General features: G+C 48.4%; 18 protein-coding genes and 1 rRNA gene. 6 read left to right on the top strand and 13 right to left on the bottom strand.

Annotated elements, in window-relative coordinates; genetic code table 11:
• Positions 1-31: 31 nt before the first annotated feature.
• From tsaD to tsaB, 4 genes are read right to left on the bottom strand one after another with little or no spacing between them, the layout of a single operon-like run.
• On the bottom strand, positions 32-1,057 hold the full coding sequence (tsaD, locus tag C7R56_RS04925) for a tRNA (adenosine(37)-N6)-threonylcarbamoyltransferase complex transferase subunit TsaD (RefSeq protein ID WP_107995477.1): 1,026 nt from the start codon (positions 1,055-1,057) through the stop codon (positions 32-34).
• Positions 1,051-1,554 (bottom strand): ribosomal protein S18-alanine N-acetyltransferase, encoded by a 504-nt coding sequence (gene rimI / locus C7R56_RS04920; RefSeq protein WP_159072161.1) that lies wholly within the window; start codon positions 1,552-1,554, stop codon positions 1,051-1,053. The genes tsaD and rimI (C7R56_RS04920) overlap by 7 nt, the downstream gene beginning before the upstream one ends.
• Positions 1,538-2,155: a ribosomal protein S18-alanine N-acetyltransferase gene (rimI, locus tag C7R56_RS04915; RefSeq protein WP_107995475.1), complete on the bottom strand. Its 618-nt coding sequence runs from the start codon at positions 2,153-2,155 to the stop codon at positions 1,538-1,540. Before rimI (C7R56_RS04915) ends, rimI (C7R56_RS04920) begins: the two co-directional genes overlap by 17 nt.
• Positions 2,130-2,864 (bottom strand): tRNA (adenosine(37)-N6)-threonylcarbamoyltransferase complex dimerization subunit type 1 TsaB, encoded by a 735-nt coding sequence (tsaB, locus tag C7R56_RS04910; protein ID WP_107995474.1) that lies wholly within the window; start codon positions 2,862-2,864, stop codon positions 2,130-2,132. Before tsaB ends, rimI (C7R56_RS04915) begins: the two co-directional genes overlap by 26 nt.
• Positions 2,865-3,075: 211 nt before the next feature.
• Here tsaB and C7R56_RS04905 point away from each other — a divergent pair, with 211 nt between their 5' ends.
• Positions 3,076-3,309 (top strand): CsbD family protein, encoded by a 234-nt coding sequence (locus C7R56_RS04905; RefSeq protein ID WP_107995473.1) that lies wholly within the window; start codon positions 3,076-3,078, stop codon positions 3,307-3,309.
• A gap of 106 nt (positions 3,310-3,415) precedes the next feature.
• Here the strand turns inward: C7R56_RS04905 and C7R56_RS04900 are convergent, their stop codons facing one another.
• Together C7R56_RS04900 and galT are read right to left on the bottom strand one after the other, a co-directional pair.
• On the bottom strand, positions 3,416-4,402 hold the full coding sequence (locus C7R56_RS04900; protein WP_107995472.1) for a LacI family DNA-binding transcriptional regulator: 987 nt from the start codon (positions 4,400-4,402) through the stop codon (positions 3,416-3,418).
• Between the two features lie 24 nt (positions 4,403-4,426).
• Positions 4,427-5,938 carry a UDP-glucose--hexose-1-phosphate uridylyltransferase gene (galT, locus tag C7R56_RS04895; RefSeq protein ID WP_107995471.1) on the bottom strand — a complete coding sequence of 504 codons (1,512 nt, stop codon included), beginning with the start codon at positions 5,936-5,938 and terminating at the stop codon, positions 4,427-4,429.
• 202 nt (positions 5,939-6,140) lie between these two features.
• On the opposite strand from galT, the gene C7R56_RS04890 reads away from it, so the two are divergent.
• Genes C7R56_RS04890 through C7R56_RS04880 form a run of 3 tightly spaced genes read left to right on the top strand, consistent with a single transcriptional unit; the run spans position 6,141 to position 8,029 of the window.
• Positions 6,141-7,073 carry a ring-cleaving dioxygenase gene (locus tag C7R56_RS04890; RefSeq protein WP_199902983.1) on the top strand — a complete coding sequence of 311 codons (933 nt, stop codon included), beginning with the start codon at positions 6,141-6,143 and terminating at the stop codon, positions 7,071-7,073.
• 19 nt (positions 7,074-7,092) lie between these two features.
• A complete protein-coding gene (locus C7R56_RS04885) occupies positions 7,093-7,701 on the top strand; it encodes an alpha/beta hydrolase (RefSeq protein WP_107995470.1) in 609 nt (202 codons plus the stop codon).
• A gap of 31 nt (positions 7,702-7,732) precedes the next feature.
• Entirely contained in the window at positions 7,733-8,029 is a 297-nt protein-coding gene (locus C7R56_RS04880) for a DUF896 domain-containing protein (RefSeq protein WP_107995469.1), read from the top strand.
• A gap of 159 nt (positions 8,030-8,188) precedes the next feature.
• Here C7R56_RS04880 and proS read toward each other — a convergent pair whose 3' ends face one another.
• The 5 genes from proS to C7R56_RS04855 form a co-directional block, all read right to left on the bottom strand.
• Positions 8,189-9,628 (bottom strand): proline--tRNA ligase, encoded by a 1,440-nt coding sequence (proS, locus tag C7R56_RS04875; protein WP_107995468.1) that lies wholly within the window; start codon positions 9,626-9,628, stop codon positions 8,189-8,191.
• 339 nt (positions 9,629-9,967) lie between these two features.
• Entirely contained in the window at positions 9,968-10,531 is a 564-nt protein-coding gene (locus C7R56_RS04870) for a GNAT family N-acetyltransferase (protein WP_107995467.1), read from the bottom strand.
• Between the two features lie 94 nt (positions 10,532-10,625).
• Positions 10,626-11,987 carry a class II fumarate hydratase gene (gene fumC, locus C7R56_RS04865; protein WP_107995466.1) on the bottom strand — a complete coding sequence of 454 codons (1,362 nt, stop codon included), beginning with the start codon at positions 11,985-11,987 and terminating at the stop codon, positions 10,626-10,628.
• 50 nt (positions 11,988-12,037) lie between these two features.
• Entirely contained in the window at positions 12,038-13,669 is a 1,632-nt protein-coding gene (locus tag C7R56_RS04860; RefSeq protein WP_107995465.1) for an NAD-dependent malic enzyme, read from the bottom strand.
• A gap of 64 nt (positions 13,670-13,733) precedes the next feature.
• Positions 13,734-14,273, bottom strand: coding sequence for an acyl-CoA thioesterase (locus C7R56_RS04855; RefSeq protein ID WP_107995464.1), 540 nt, complete (start codon positions 14,271-14,273; stop codon positions 13,734-13,736).
• 181 nt (positions 14,274-14,454) lie between these two features.
• On the opposite strand from C7R56_RS04855, the gene C7R56_RS04850 reads away from it, so the two are divergent.
• Positions 14,455-14,889, top strand: a complete 435-nt coding sequence (locus C7R56_RS04850) for a universal stress protein (protein WP_068620806.1) — start codon at positions 14,455-14,457, stop codon at positions 14,887-14,889.
• 151 nt (positions 14,890-15,040) lie between these two features.
• Here C7R56_RS04850 and C7R56_RS04845 read toward each other — a convergent pair whose 3' ends face one another.
• On the bottom strand, positions 15,041-15,901 hold the full coding sequence (locus tag C7R56_RS04845) for a hypothetical protein (protein ID WP_107995463.1): 861 nt from the start codon (positions 15,899-15,901) through the stop codon (positions 15,041-15,043).
• Between the two features lie 205 nt (positions 15,902-16,106).
• On the opposite strand from C7R56_RS04845, the gene C7R56_RS04840 reads away from it, so the two are divergent.
• The gene (locus tag C7R56_RS04840; protein ID WP_107995462.1) at positions 16,107-16,718 is read left to right on the top strand and encodes a CAP domain-containing protein; all 612 of its coding nucleotides are present in this window, start codon (positions 16,107-16,109) and stop codon (positions 16,716-16,718) included.
• A gap of 70 nt (positions 16,719-16,788) precedes the next feature.
• On the opposite strand, the gene rrf is transcribed toward C7R56_RS04840, so the two are convergent.
• Positions 16,789-16,904 (bottom strand): 5S ribosomal RNA (gene rrf / locus C7R56_RS04835).
• Positions 16,905-17,037 lie beyond the last annotated feature (133 nt).

The following is a 17,037-nucleotide window of genomic DNA, read 5'->3' as shown; positions in this document are numbered from 1 at the left end:
CTGGTCGCCATCGACCAGCGTTCTCTTTTTTTTATTCTCCGAGCACCAGCCCCGGATGTGCATTCAAATCGTATCCGGCAAAATGTTTTTGTTGGTATTCGGTGTAGGCTGCAGCTCCAATCATCGCCGCATTGTCCCCGCAAAGCGACAACGGCGGAATGACAACCTCGACTTCAGGAAGCTCTAATGCCATTTTTGCGGACAAAGCCTCACGCAACCCTCTGTTGGCGGCGACTCCGCCAGCCAACAACAGTTGCTTGATGTTCTTTTCCTTGGCTGCGCGCAAAGTCTTATGCACCAAAACTTCTATGACACTTGCCTGGAAACTGGCGGCGAGGTCGTAGGGGTTGATGTCATCCCCTTTTTGGCGCGCATTGTGGACAGTATTAATGACGGAACTTTTCAAACCGCTGAAACTGAAATCATAATTGTCTTCTTTGATCATAGCACGCGGAAAATGCATCGTTTTTTTGCCTTCATGAGCCATTTCATCCATTTTTTTTCCGCCTGGATAAGGCAAGCCCAAAATCCGGCCGATCTTGTCGTAAGCTTCGCCCGCAGCATCATCCCTTGTTTCGCCTATGATGTCGAAAGAGCCGTCCTTTTCCATATACACCAATTCCGTGTGTCCCCCGCTGACAACCAAGGACAACAACGGATAGCGCATCGGCGTCACCAACTGGTTCGCATAGATATGGCCGGCCATATGGTTGACCGGAATGAGCGGTTTCTGATGCGCAAAAGCCAACGCTTTCGCCGCACTGACGCCGATCAGCAACGAGCCGACCAAGCCTGGGCCATGTGTCACCGCGACCGCATCGATGGCATCGAAAGTGACCTGGGCCTCATCCAATGCCGCTTCAACGATTTGGGTGATCTGCTCAACATGATGACGGCTAGCCACTTCCGGAACGACCCCGCCAAAGCGCATATGGCTTTTGATCTGGGAAGCAACAACATTCGAAAGGACGGTATTTCCATTTTTCACCACAGCTACACTTGTCTCATCGCAACTGCTCTCTATCGCGAGTATGGTCACATCTGTTTCTGTCAACAGCCTTCCGCCTCCTCTTTATTTTCCGATGTCAGCGCCAATTCCATTATGTAGGCATCCTCTACCGGATTCTGATAATACTCTTTTCTTCGGTATATTTCTGTGAAGCCTGTGTTTTTGTACAGGTTGTAGGCAGCTTCATTAGAGACACGGACTTCAAGCCAAAGCCGCTCCATCCCCTTCGTTTGCAGCAAAGTGATCATCTCCTGCAACAATTTTGTTCCGATTCCTTTTCCCTGCTGGTTAGGCGCTACCGCAAAGTTATTGATCGACGCCTCATCCACAACCGCCATGCAGCAAATGTACCCCATTAGCTTGTTTTCTTCCACGCAGCCTGTATAAAGGGAATGATTATCCTTCAATTCAGACAGGAACGAGGCAGCTTTCCAACTGGAATGCCCCTCGTTGGCCAGCAATGTAAGTTCGTACAAAGCCTGGGCATGTTGCTCCAACTTGCCTGCGTCCGCCTTCAGATCGCAGATTTCAAAAGTGCGTTGCATGAACATCTTCCTTTTCTTCCAATTGTTTTCCCGGTAACGGCCATACCATCTCCAAAGCGTCTTCTCCATCGCCGTGATAATAATGTTGCTTGACCCGCTCCGGGAGAAAACCCATTTTCGCGTACAGGGCCTTCGCTCTGTGGTTTGAAATCCGCACTTCCAAACTTATGCTAGTGGCTCCTTTTTCGTCCGCAAACCCCTTTAAGACTCGCAACAACAAAGTAGCCACACCGATCTGCTGATATTCGGGCACTACCGCCAAATTAGTGATATGGATATCTTTCCCATCCAATCTGACACCCAAAAAAGCAATGGGCGCATGCCCTTCATATAAAACGTAATACAGCGATTTGGGATTCTGCAGCATATCATTTTCCAACGCCGTTCTTCCCCAAGGAGTCGCTCCAGCATAACTCATGCGTTCGATATAGAGAATATCCGGAATATGCTGTTTTCTGCCGACCATCAATCTGACAGGCAGCTGATTACGCAGCAAATAGGTTTCCTCACCGGAGGGAACGAGCTTTGAAAGGAATTTAGCCCGAATATCGGATTGAATTTCCTTGTACACGGATTTAAATAGATGAATCCACTCTTTCAACGTAGTCTTCCCTCCGATTACTGTGATGCTGTTCTTCCCACTTTTCTTCTGCTTCCGGATTTTTCAAGTAAGCCGGCACAAATGTGTGCGGATCCTCCGCCTTTCCGGATTCCGAAAGCGTGGCCAGAACGCTCGCCCGCGGCAAAGCCTGTGCTCCTCCCGCAAACAGTGCGCGTTCCGCGAATAATGCTACGATGCGATTGCGGTATTTGCTGACATCCTCTCCCACGAACAGATAGGTGCCGTCTTCCGCCCACAAGCGCTGGAACCACTCTTCACTGGCTGTATGTGTGTCGGCAATCCGTTCCACCAACAAGTTGTCCTCGAATTGATAAACAGCTGTATAGCAGTTGCCACGGCGCGCATCGATCATAGGCACGATTTTGTGCGCTGCCCCTTCACAATTGCCGGCAATAACCTTCAGGCTGGAGATCGGCACCAGCGGAATCGCCAACGTCCATGCCAAAGTCTTGGCGATGGTGGCTCCGATCCTGACCCCTGTGTACGAGCCAGGACCCTTAGCGACGGCGATGCGTTCCAAATCGGTAGGCTTCCATCCGGCAAGCTGCAGGACATGATCGACTGCTGGCATCAACTGGGTACTGTGCTGAAGATTTCCGTTGGTGGTGACTTCTGCGAGCAAGCGGCCATTTTCGCATACAGCCGCACTCATGGTCTGGTTTGAGGATTCAATGGCTAATATTCTCATCTAAATAGCCTCCTTTCCCTGATTATTCTGCTCATCTAGTATAGCATTTAATCAAAGCGATAAAAAGCATGTGTCCTTCCAGATACTTCAGAAGGATGCTGGATAACGTTTTCATTCCCAAGGGCTATTGCTTGATTCTAAAAATAAATGCGTTAAAATAGATTATAGTAAGAGTAGACAATAAGTGTGACATCAAAAAGGAGGAAACATCATGGATTCAAATTTGGGCGATAAAGCAAAAGGCATGAAGGACAAAGTTGTCGGCAAAGTTAAAGAGGAATATGGCGACTTGGTGAATGACTCAGGAAAAGAATTAGAAGGTAAACTCCAACAAACACGCGGCGAAGCAATACAAAAAAAAGGTGAAATCAAAGAAGATATGCATGATAAAGCCGATGATTTAGCAGATAAGGCAAATAATAAAATCGATGATTGGAAAAAATAAGACTCATTTTTGATAGGATACGAAAAGAAGCCACCCCAACAACCTGTATCGGTTTGTTGGGGCGGCTTCTTCTTTTCCAAAGCGGTTCAGCTCCGATTTGAAAGCATCATTTTGTCGATGCACGTTTGATCCATTCAGTGGACAAACTGATTTTTTTGGATACTTTCCGCGGATAGGAGATGCGGTCCAGCAGCAAAGATACGCCCGTATTACCCATCTCGCGCGTATCGACACGGATAGTCGACAAAGTCGGATAGACGTATTTGGCGACCTTACTGTCGTTGAATCCGACTACCGAAATTTGATCAGGAACCGCAATATCCGCTTCCTGAAGTGCCCGTAAGGCTCCTATGGCGATTGCATCATTTTCGGCAAACAGGAAAGTCGGCAGCTGTTCCCGGTTTTCGCTAAGCAGCTGATTCATCATCTCGTATCCCGAAAAAGTACTGAAGCTACCGCTGCGGTGATACTTATCCCGGTACCAGCCCCGCTTGCGCAGTTCAGCAAGAAACAGCTCCGACCGCAGATCGCGGACCAGCATTTCTTTGTCGTTCGTCAGTTCCTTGCCTTCCAAAAAGCCGATTTTGGTATGTTCGCCTCTGTCCATTTCAGCAATGACTTGTTCCATCGCGGATGCAAAATCGACAATGACGCAATCCTGTTTCCATTTGAATTGATCCGAGTCGATGAAGCACAGTGGCTTCCCGAAATCCATCAGCCGCTGCACCTGTCGTTCTCCGAACTTTCCGATTGCGACGATGCCGATGACGTCCTTTTCGATGTCGAAAGTCACATCATGGAAAACGCGTACGACATCATATCCTTCAGCTTCGGCGCGTTCTTCGGCCCCTAAACGGATGCCTTGATAATAGAGGTCATCCAACTCTTCCTCTTGGGTGTACCATTGCAGCAGCAGGATTTTTTCCCTGCTTTTCTTTTTTTTCGTTTTGGTATAATTCAGCTCTTTTGCGGCTGCGAAAATCCGATCTTTCGTTTCCTTGCCGACAGAAAGCGTCTCATCGTGGTTCAGCACGCGCGAAACCGTTGCAGTCGAGACTCCTGCCTTTTCGGCGATGTCCTTCATGGTCGCCATACTTACTCCACCTCCGTCGTTCTTCTATGTATTCTCATTGTTATTTTCAAGTATGCTCAAAAAGCGATCAAAGCCGGCTTGCCCTTCCGGTGTTTGCTTGTACACACCCGCATCCTCGATCACGCGCACGAATTTTTCGCCGACCGCCTCATGGATGATTTCCAAGATAGACTCTGCTTCGAAAGGCCCTTGCTGCTTCAGTTCTTCGGCCCACTCCCGATGGCAGGGGGCGACGTCATCGGTTTTCCCCAGCAGATAATCGGACACTTCACTGAGTTCCGTTTCCAAACGCGGCGGCAGGATGGCAAGTCCTAGCACTTCGATCAAGCCGATATTTTCTTTTTTGATGTGCTGAACATCCGGATGCGGATGGAAGATGCCGTCAGGGAACGCTTCGGTTGTCCGGTTATTCCGCAAAACGACATCCAGCTCGTAGGCTTCATCGACACGCCGCGCAATGAGCGTCACCGCATTATGGCGCATGCCTGACGATTCCGCCAGAATATCGGCTTGCGGATCGCTGTAGCTTTGCCATGCTTCCATAATGGCGCACGCAGCTGCAGCGACCCCATCCCGCTCTTCAGAACGGAGACGAATGACCGAAAGCGGCCAAAAGAGTATTTCCGCTTCGACTTCCGGGAAATCATCCAACGCCAGGTTCCGGAGCACTTGGGCAGCTTCCATCGGAAAGTGGTGGCGTCCGCCTTGATAATGTTCGTGGCTTAGGATGGAACCCCCGACAATCGGCAAACCCGCGTTGGAACCGATGAAGTAGTGCGGGAAGACCGTCACGATCTCCAACAGGTTCGCGATCGTCTCTTCCGTGACATGCATGGGCACGTGCTCTTCGGAAAGGATGATGCAGTGCTCGTTATAGTAGGAATAAGGCGAATACTGAAAGCCCCAATTTTCCCCGAACAAAGGAAGACGCACAATCCGATGGTTGCTTCTCGCTGCCGCATCGGCTCTCCCTCTGTATCCTTCGTTTTCCATGCAGAGCGCACAAACAGGATAGTTGCCGCCTTCTGTTTGACGCGCGAATTCCATCTGTTGGCGCGTTTTCTCCGGTTTGGAAAGGTTTATCGTGATTTCCAGCTTACCGTACTTTGAATCGGCTGAAAAATGTTTGTTTTTTGCGATTTTCCTGGTCTTGATGTAATCATTGTCCTGGCTCAATCGATAGAACTCATCGGTTGCCCGCATTGGTGCTTCTTCATAATGCATCCAGAAACGCTTGTTCACCTCGGAAGGCAAAGGTGTGATCAGTTCCATGATTTGAGCTTCCATGATTTCGATTTCATCAGGAGCATCCGAAATCAGTTGGCTTTCAACTGCATAGCCGATCATCCGATCCAGTGAGTCCAGTAAATTGGGCAAAGGAATGGAAGGTATTTTTTGAACATCATAAGCGTCTATCCCGAGTAAACCCAATAGGTGATTGATGGCGTATCGCTCATCCAGGCTGTGGATGCGGTGGGCTGCAATGCCTTTACTGACAAAATCGCGTATGACTTGGTCGATGCTGTTATCCTGCAAATTTACCCCTCATTCCTCTGTTGTTGTAGGTTTAATTATAGCATATGCGCTCCGGTAAATTTTACTGCTATCTTAACTTTTTATTTACTGACTGCTCTACGCTTACTATTTGACAGCTCGATTTTCGCGTGTTATTATTATTTCGAATTCGAGACAATAAATGTAAAGAACCCAAAATCGGTCAGAAGGAGTGTCTTTGATAATGAAGAAAACAGCAGGGATCCATCATATTACAGCCATCGTGGGTCATCCACAGGAGAACGTCGATTTTTATGCTGGTTTGCTCGGGATGCGCATGATTAAACAGACCGTCAACTTCGACGATCCGGAAACCTATCACCTTTACTTCGGCAACGCGGACGGTGATCCCGGGACCGTCATCACGTTCTTCCCATGGGCCAAAGCCCGCCAAGGCAGCATTGGTGATGGCCAGGTCGGCATCACTGCTTATGCGATTCCCGCCGGTTCTTTGTCATTCTGGGAAAAACGCCTGACCGAATACAACGTTCCGTTCGACAAGACGACCCGCTTCGGGGAAGATTATCTGGACTTTGATGATCCCCATGGTCTGCACCTGGAATTGGTGGAGCGTGAAGATGGAAAAAATAACCCTTATTCCTTCAACGGCGTCCCCACAGAACATGCCATCAAAGGCTTTGCGGGAGCCGTCCTGTTGACGAGCGCACCTGAAGACACTGCAGCCGTAGTCGAAAAAGTGATGGGATTGGAACGCATCGGGCAGGAAGATGACCTGATCCGTTTCCGTTCGGAAGCTGCTCTCGGCAATACCGTCGATATCAAGATGACATCGGTCGGCGCCGGCGTCATGGGTGTCGGAACCGTCCATCATATCGCATGGCGGGCAAAAGATGAAGCAGATCATCTGGATTGGCTGAAACATGTCACCGCCCTTGGGCAACACGCCACACCTGTCCGGGACCGCAATTATTTTAAAGCCCTTTACTTCAGGGAAAAAGGCGGCATCCTTTTCGAAATCGCTTCGGATTCGCCGGGATTCGCTATTGATGAGCCCCGCGAAACGATGGGTCAGAAATTGATGTTTCCGCCGCAGTACGAAAGCAGACGTGAGGCATTGACGGCAGGACTCATTCCGTTCGAAGTCCGCAACGTATAAATAGAGAGGATTGATTTAGATGAATCATCAACATATTTTTAAACAAGGGAATTCGGAAAGGCCTTTGCTGCTGTTATTGCATGGCACAGGCGGAACTGAGCACGACCTGTTTTTCCTCGGAGAGGCGATCGATCCGGAAGCTTCTCTGCTGGGTGTGCGCGGAAACGTGACCGAATCCGGCATGAACCGTTATTTCCGCCGTTTAGCAGAAGGCGTTTTCGACGAGAATGACTTGAATTACCGCACGAAGGAATTGATTGCGTTCCTTGATGACGCTTCAGCAGAGTACGGTTTTGACCGGAATAACATCGTAGTGATCGGATACTCAAATGGTGCAAATATCGCTGGGAGTATGATATACTCTTTCAAAGATGTTGTTAAAGGGGCCATCCTTCATCATCCGATGGTGCCGTTCCGCAATCGTCAATTGCCTGATCTGCATTCCCTTCCTGTCTTTATCGGTGCGGGCACAAATGATCCGCTTTGCGCACCGGAAGAAAGCACGGAATTGAAGGCCACACTAGAAGGAGCCGGCAGTGAGGTATCCATTTATTGGGGAAACGCTGGACACTCACTGACGAACGAAGAGGTTGTTGCAGCGAAAGCTTGGTACGACAAACACTTCTGATATCTCCTTCCATATGAGAGGAGAAACATATATGGAAAAACTGTTGAACAGAATCAATGAATTGGCCCGCAAAGCCAAAACGGCGGATGGTCTGACCGAAACCGAAAAAATCGAGCAACAGCAACTGCGTCAAACCTACATTAAATCATTCCGCAGTTCTTTTGATGAAATCCTTTTGAATTCAAAAGTTTACGATCCTGAGGGTAATGACATTACGCCGAAGAAATTGGTTGAGGCACAAAAAGACAAACGCCGGACTGATGTGAAAAACATTTTGGGCGGAAAAAAAATCGTGCACTTGCACCCAGAGGACGCCGATAAAAAGTAAGCGCCAAAAGAAAAGCAGGACCCACTCCGTATTGATGGAGTGGGTCCTGCTTTTTTTTATTGGGATTAAGAGTATCCTCTTGTAAACGCGTTCTGATTCCCAGAAATCATCACGCTCTTAGTCGAACTCTGAATTGTAGAACGGAATTCATCGTATCCTTTAGTATGCTCTAGCTAACCAGACTGTGTGTTTGGCTGGTTTTCCTGATACGATGCAGTTTGTTTTTTCGACTGGTGGGTTGAAAGGCATGTTGCGTGTCGTGAAGCCAGTCTCTTCTTTGATTTTCGCTTCGGTTTCAAGTTCGCCGTCCCATCCTGCCAATACGAATCCAGGCACTTCGCCGGCCGCTTTCTTCGCTTCGATATGTGCTTTCAGTTCGTCCAACGTATCGATGTTGGTGTATTCATTGGCTTTGCGGTTTTCACGGGCCGTTTCCAACAGACGGACTTGCATTTCGTCCAATGCCTTCGGCACGAAGTCCATGATCTCATCCAAGGATACAGCCACTTTGTCGGAAAGGTCACGCATTTTCACCATCACTTGGTTGTTTTCCATATCGCGCGGTCCGAATTCGATGCGCATCGGTACGCCCTTCAGTTCCCACTCGTTGAATTTGAATCCAGGCGAGTTGTCGCTGTCGTCCAAGAATACGCGGATACCAGCCGACTTCAATTCTGTTTGCAATACTTCCAGACGTTCCACGATTTCAGGTTTCTTCTTCCATGGGCCAACCGGCATCAAAACGACTTGTTTCGCTGCGACTTTAGGAGGCAACACCAATCCTTGTTCATCGCCGTGGACCATGATCATTGCACCGATCAAACGTGTGGAGACGCCCCAAGAAGTTGTATGCGCATAAACGTGTTCGTTATCGCGGTTCAAATATTTGATGTCGAATGCTTCTGCGAATTTTGTGCCCATATAGTGGGAAGTGCCAGCCTGAACTGCTTTTCCGTCTTTCATCATCGCTTCTACGGAGTAGGTATCAACCGCACCTGCGAAACGTTCTGAAGGCGTTTTTTGCCCTTCGTAGACAGGTACTGCCAACAAACCTTCGATGACTTCTTTGTAGACTTGTAGCATACGCATGGTACGACGGCGCGCATCTTCTTCATCAGAATGGGCAGTATGTCCTTCTTGCCAAAGGAATTCGGAAGTACGCAAGAACGGCAAGGTTTTCTTTTCCCAACGGAACACGTTCGCCCATTGGTTGATTTCCATCGGCAGATCGCGGTAAGAATTGATCCAGTCACCGAAAGCCGTCCCGATCATCGTTTCCGATGTTGGACGCAATGCCAAACGTTCTTCCAATTTTTCGCCAGCTGCTTCCGTAACCCATGGTAATTCAGGGCTGAAGCCTTCGATGTGGTCTTTTTCTTTTGTGAAGAATGATTCCGGGATCAGCATCGGGAAGTAGGCGTTGCGGATGCCTTCCTCTTTGAAGCGTGCGTTGAATTCTTCCTGGATATGTTCCCAGATTTCATAGCTGTCCGGTTTAAAAATGATACAGCCGCGTACCGGTGAATAATCCATCAGATCAGCTTGTTTGATGGTTTGGATATACCATGCTGAAAAATCTTCTTTTTGTAAGGTACTCATGTTTTTCCTCCTGATTTTAAAATATTTTTTCTATTTGATTGCAAAAAAATAAGCATAATCCATCCTTAACAAGGACGAAATATACTTTCCTGATGTATTTCCGCGGTACCACCTTCATTGGCCTTCATTATTGGCGAAAGCCCAACTCAACATCTGGTAACGGTAGAAAACCGGCCATATTTCTATGGCATACTGTCAGGTAGGTTCAACGGATCATTGGGGGTCCCTCTTCCAGCCTAGGAAAGACTCTCTTTGCCCATCATCCATCTACTGTTCCTTACGTTCAATCACTAATCATTGTATGAGAAACGCTCCGAAATAGCAATGCTTTTTTTCGGTTCAGACTTCCTTTGCTTTTCGGAAATACTCTTCCTTCAAAATTCCGTAATAAGTCATATCGCAGCTGCGGCCTTTGAAAATTTTATGTCTGCGCAATATTCCTTCCGGTTGCATCCCGATGCGTTTCATCACCTCGCCTGAAGCTGGGTTCAGGATGTCATGCATCGCAAAGACTTTTTCCAGTTCCAAAACTTCAAAAGCCAGAGCCGTGATGAGCTTGCCGGCTTCCGTCATATAACCGTTTCCGCGGTAAGCTTTGTTCAAGGTGTAGCCTATTTCCGCAATGCGGTCGGTCGGGTTCGGACGGATATCGATCGTCCCAATCATTTTTTCAGTGTCCTTCACTACGATTGCATACTTTCCCGCTGGTGCCGCCATGAAGTAATTCGCGATGGCTTCCTCCGTCATCGCCTGATCTCGATGCGTTTCGAAGACAAAACGGGTCGTTTCCTCATGTGAAGCATACGCGAACATATCCGGAGCATCCGCCAAACCGACGGGACGCAGCAAAATCCTTTTGCCTTCCAAAACGCTGTGCTTCATCAATTCCAAGGTAAAATCCATGCCTTGACCTCCTTTTTCGATCTGTTTCAAAACAATAGACAACAAAAACGGATCGACTGGATTTGCCTGCCGATCCGCACTTCGTCAGAAAAAATTAAACCATCTTCATCGGATCCACGTACTTATCGAACTCTTCAGCAGTGACATGCCCCATCGCTACAGCCGCCTCTTTCAAGGAAGTGCCGTCCACGAAAGCCTTCTGGGCGATTTTGGCTGCTTTCTCATAGCCGATGTACGGGTTCAACGCAGTCACCAGCATCAAGGAATTAGTCAGGTTATGGTTGATTTTTTCTTGTTCCGCCTTGATCCCGCTCGCACAGTTTTCATCAAAACTAATCAGTGCATCCGCAAGTAGGCGGACAGACTGCATGAAGCTGTTCACGATGAGCGGCATATAGGTGTTCAGCTGGAAAGACCCTTGCGAAGCTGCAAACCCGATGGCGCTGTCGTTGCCCATCACTTGGATGCAGGCCATCGTTACGGCTTCGGATTGCGTCGGGTTGACTTTCCCGGGCATGATCGAACTTCCTGGCTCATTCATCGGGATGCTGATTTCGCCGATTCCGCTTCTCGGACCGCTTGCCAGCCAACGGACATCATTTGCAATCTTGTAGAAATTGGCCGCCAACGCTTTGACTGCCCCGTGTGTATGCACGAAAGCATCCTTGCTTGTCAGCGCATGGAATTTATTCTCTGCTCCGACAAAGGGCTCGCCTGTGCGTTCCGCAACCTTTTCGATCGTTTTTTGGATGAAGATTGGATCGGCGTTCAATCCTGTTCCGACCGCTGTCCCGCCTAATGCTACTTGTCGCATGTATTTCAAGGAGTCCTCGATCATGGACTTGGTTTCCTCAAGCATGACGCGCCATGCGCTGATTTCCTGGCCTAATGTCAATGGCGTCGCATCCTGCAGATGGGTACGGCCCAATTTGACGATCGCCGCATTTTCCTGCTCCAAGCGGGTCAGTGTGCCGATCAATTGTTCAATCGCCGGATGCAGTTTATTTTTTATGTACAGGACACCGGCAATGTGCATGGCAGCCGGGAATGTGTCATTGGAGCTTTGTCCTTTGTTTACGTGGTCGTTGGGATGGATGCCGCTGTCAACAAGCTGGTTGCCTCGGTTCGCCAGCACTTCGTTCACATTCATGTTGGATTGCGTGCCGCTTCCGGTCTGCCATACGGATAACGGAAATTGATCGTCCCACTTTCCTTCAAGCACTTCGTCAGCCGCCAAAAGGATGCCCTTTGCAACGGTCTCGTCCAACAAACCGACTTCATGGTTTGAGGCTGCGGCAGCCCGCTTGATTTCGACTAATGCATAGATGACTTCCATCGGAATCTTTTCGATTCCGATTTTGAAGTTTTCCAGACTGCGCTGTGTCTGTGCACCCCATAATTTATCCGCTGCTACTTTTACTTCCCCTAATGAGTCATGTTCAATCCGATATTCCATTCATCCCGTTCCTTCCTGTCGTTTCTTCCGTTTTCAATGTGCTTTTTGTCTTAATATTCCGCTTTCCAGATGGCAGCTTCAACAGCTTCCATCGGGTCCGTTATTTCAACGCCATTTACGCCATCTTCGATGGCTGCCTGTATGACGGCAGCCGCAACCAATTTCGATGCTTCGCGCAACTGGGAAACCGGCGGCAAAATCGCTGCTCCCGCTTCCTCCAAGTTCTGTAGGGAAGTGATGCCGTGCGCTGCAGCGGACAGCATTCTGTCCGTTACTGTCTTCGCTTTTGCGATGACGATCCCAAAGCCTAAGCCCGGATACAATAAGGCGTTATTCGCCTGGCCGATTTTATAGTTCACGCCATTGTATGCGATCGGATCGGATGGGCTACCGGTGACGACCAACGCTCTTCCCTCGGACCAAGCGATGACATCCGCAGCCTTTGCTTCGCATAATCTGGTCGGATTGGAAATCGGCATGATGGCCGGACGTTCATTGTATGCTGCCATCTTCTGGACGACTGCTTCCGTAAAGGCACCAGCTTGGCCTGAAGTGCCAATCAATACGGTCGGTTGGACGGCATCGATGATTTCAGCCAAATCGGTCAGCTGTGTAGGGAATTCATCCGCGACGCGCGCATATTTTTGCTGGCCCGGCGTCAGGTCCGTCATACCCTCAGTGACCAGACCATAGCGATCGACCATGTAAAACTGTTTGCGGGCTTCTTCGCTGTCGGCACCTTGCAGCAGCATCTCCATGAGGATTTGGTCGGAAACGCCGACGCCGGCAGTTCCGCCTCCGAAAACGAGGATTTTGTGTTCCGTGATCGGCTTGTCAGTAACCCTGACCACCGAATCCATCGCAGCCGACATCATCACGCCGGTCCCTTGGATGTCATCATTGAACGTGCAGATCTTATCGCGGTACTGTTCCAGTATATTGGCGGCGTTGTCGCGGCCGAAATCTTCCCAGTGGAACAACACATCCGGGAACAGCGCGGAAGCCTCTTCAACGAACGTTTCGATGAATGGGTAATAAGCCTCTCCGGTCACACGTTTGTGCTTGTTGCCTAGGTAGAACGGATCTTCCAGCAGCTCTTGGTTATTTGTGCCCGCATCGATCACGATCGGCAACACCTGTTGCGGATTCAATCCCGAAGCGACGGTGTAGACGGCCAGTTTCCCGACCGAAATCGCGATGCCCTGGATGCCCCAATCGCCGATGCCCAGCACCCCTTCGCCATCCGTGATGACCATCATTTTGATTTCATCATCCATGCCTTTGCTGCCGTTCAGCAATGCGCTGCGGATAGCTTCCGGACGATTCACATCCAAATAGACCGCATCCTGGGGAATCTGGTAATCCCGCGAATAATTCATGACCGTATCGGCGATGGTCGGCGTATAGATGACCGGCAACAACTCCGTCACGTGTTTGCCGATGACATGGTAAAAAAGCACGCGGTTCTGGGAGTAGATATTCATCAGATGCTTCTGTTTGGAATAGGCATCGGTCAGTTGGCCCAATTGCGCATAGACAACCTCTCCCTGCTCTTCCAATGTACGGACAGCGGTCGGTAATAACCCTTCCAATCCCAATGTTGCCCGTTCTTCCAAAGTGAATGCGGTCCCTTTATTCAAAAATGGCTGACCCAATAAATCTTTTCCGTTAGTTTTCGACACGTTGACACACTCCTGCTCCATCATTTGTATGTATTTCTTTCCATGCTGTTTCTGCCTGCAAATGTTAGTCTGCCCAAGGTATTTCTATCGTGAGATGTTCATGCAGCTCTTTTTGGTAGTCCAGATCGGCTCTCCGCTTTTGCCGTCTTTCCTCATATCCGCTGTTGATGAATTTTTCCTCGACCGTTTCTGGTACGATTTTCGGCAGACAGACTTTATCCCCATTTTCATCTGGGAGCGCCACGAAGGTCAGAAAGCAGGTTGCCGCCAAGTAACGTTCCCCCGTCCGAAGATTCTCCCCGGTCACTTTGGTGAAGATTTCCATGGAAGTCTTGCCTGCTCCTGACACAAACGTATCGATGCAGACCGAATGCCCTGTCGGAAGCGGCTTGAGGAAGTTCAACGTATCCACAGATGCAGTCACATTGGTCGTACGACCGAAACGCTCCCCAGAAATTGCCGCACAATCATCGATCATGCTCATCAGCTTACCACCGAACAAAGTACCGTGGTAATTTGAATCGAACGGAAAGACATGGTGCGTCTGAATCACCTTCGTCTGCCTGCAATATCTGATATCCCGCTCTTGGTTCGTTTCCGCCATATCCGTCTTCAATCCTCTCTTGTTTCGTAAACTTATTTTAGCATGCTTCATTTCTTTTTAATAGTTCTGCCAAATAATTCTCATTTTTGTCACCGGTTCCCGGCTTCCTTTTCAAACCTTGTTGTTGTAGAATGAATGTAGGAAGCGTTTTCTGAACAAATTCAAAAAGGAGCGGGTAGAAATGTTAGCAGAATACAAAAATATTTTGGTCCCCGTTGACGGTTCAGGTCAGTCAGAAGATTCGTTCAAAAAAGCTGTTGCCATTGCCAAACGCAATAACGCCGCGTTACACCTTATCTACGTCAAGGACACACGCAATGTTCCGCTTAGCCCTGAATATGAATCCAGATTGACGGAAGCATACAAGGACATGGAATACGAATTCCTCGATGAAATGATGACATTCGCTACAAATGAAGGGATTGAAATCAAAAAGTCTGTAACCAACGGCAACCCAATGACATTGATCGCTGAAGCATTTCCAAAAGAATACAATATCGATCTTATTGTCATCGGAGCAACCGGCAAAGGTGCGATCACCAGGGCTTTTGTTGGATCGGTCTCTAACTATGTGGTCCGTCATGCACCGTGTGATGTTTTGGTCGTCCGTACTTAAAAGTAGCGCACTATTTTTGCAGCCGTACCTCAGAAAACGTAAGAACAGCCCTGTCCAGCTTTCGCTGCACAAGGCTGTTTCCTTTTATCCATTAATTATCACAATCCCAAAACCAGACAATTTCTTTAGTTTTTCGATAGCCTTCGTTCAGCTAGAGGTCATTGACAGTACCGCCAGCTTCCTCGCTGTCGATCCAAGCACCATCAAAAAACTGGATGGCGTACGGCCCTTCGCTGGTGAGGTCAAAATAAGCCTTTTCTGTGAAGGACTCCCCCGGTGCGACAGTATGCAGCCAAAAATGGGTATAGCGCAATGGCAGGCTTTTCCCTTCACCATCAAGTGCCAAAAAGTAGTTGGGCGCGATATAGGTATCAACGTTGCCGTTGTTGACGTATTGTATTTCCACTTCCAACAGTTTTGCTCCAAGCGGATTGAGTTCTTCCAGCCCATCTATTTCTCGGATCTCCGTCACCGTAACCAATTCATTTATCCCAGAATCGTCGCTCAAAAAGTTTTGCGCTTCGCCTTCATTGACCGTAAAAGCAGGTGGGGTTATCGTTGGGTTCTCATTGGGCATAAAAGTTATGGTGACATAGCTTTCAGGAGCAAGATCATCCAGATCGATGCCGGTATCGCCATAGCTGACGGATGTATCCGTCGTGAAAGTAATTTCCGTTTCGATCCCGGGGCCTTGATACGGATAATCGAACTCCCACACGTTGTTCGTCTCGCGGTAATCGATAGCCGTTCCTTCTATGAGGGTCGTCACTTGATCAAACCCTTCAGCGGTACCTTCTAAGGCAAAATAGTTATACTTATCTCCTCTGGTGATTCCATCCTTTACGCCGCTTGAAAAGATGATTGTTTTAGCAACACTTTCCTCGGACTCAGTAGCAACAGAAGATGATTCTTCGCTCAAAACAGAATTTACGGTTGAACTTTCGGTCTCATTTTGGCATGCAGCAAAGACACTAGCGCAAAAAATAAGCAGCAATCCCAACTTTTTGTTCATAGCAATTCCCCTTCCAACAATCAGCCCACAACAAGTTGCTTACTTCCGATTATTACCCTCATCTTAACAAACTATCCGACAAAAAACGAATTCTAGCCTTTCTTCAGGACATTTCACGGAAGATTGACTATAATGGAAACATACTTAAATCTGCCGGATATTCCCCATTAATAAACCATTCAAAAATAAGAAAGGAGCGGTGCGGATGCGACTCATTAGAGGCCTGCTGTTCACTGGCATAGCCGCGTTGTTCGTTGGATACGGAATAAACCGTAATGCGTTGAACGAAAAATTTCCGTTTCTCGAGCAAACAGTCCAAACGGATGTGGCCGAGAAAATCCAAGTGCTGACAAGCTCTGAAGGCGTCGACCTGCTCATTGCGCCCTTCACCCGACCTAATCAAATCGACTATGCCCTAGTGGAAGACAAAATCATGGTCTTGCTTAATGAGCTTCGCCTGGAGCAAGGATTGCTTCCCCTGACGAAAAATGAAACCCTAAAAGCGGCGGCCGATCATCGGGCCATCGAAACCCAGACATCGTTTTCGCACACCCGGCCGGATGGAACTGATTTTTACACGGTCATCCAGACCGATGCTTTCTGGTACCCTTATCAAACGGTCGGAGAAAATCTGGCAATGGCGACCTTTTTCAAGGACGAAGAAGGTATGGCCGAATTTTTGTTCGATGGATGGGTGGAAAGCGAAGGGCATTACGCCAATATGATTCATCCCGATTTCCTAGAGGTAGGCATCGGCGTCCATTATGACGGTGAATTTCTGTATGCCGTACAGCTGTTCGGGAAACAAAGTCAATAACTGGGATTAATCCGAAATAACGCAAAAAAAAGCAAGCACCAGGAATATCCTGCATGCTTGCTTTTCGTTTGCGCGGCAACGTCCTACTCTCACAAAGGGAAACCCTTCACTACAATCGGCGCTAAGAAGCTTAACTTCTGTGTTCGAGATGGGAACAGGTGTGACCTTCTTGCCATCGTCACCGCACATTTTTCAAGAGAACGTTGTTCTCTCAAAACTGAATCTACAAATTTAAAGGGAACCCGAAAACACCGCTTGAGTTTTCATCTTTTAAAAATTGGTTAAGTCCTCGACCGATTAGTATTGGTCCGCTCCATAC

The organism is Trichococcus paludicola (genome assembly GCF_003052295.1).
GTDB classification, from domain to species: domain Bacteria; phylum Bacillota; class Bacilli; order Lactobacillales; family Aerococcaceae; genus Trichococcus; species Trichococcus paludicola.
This window is presented reverse-complemented; position numbering and strand designations above follow the sequence as displayed.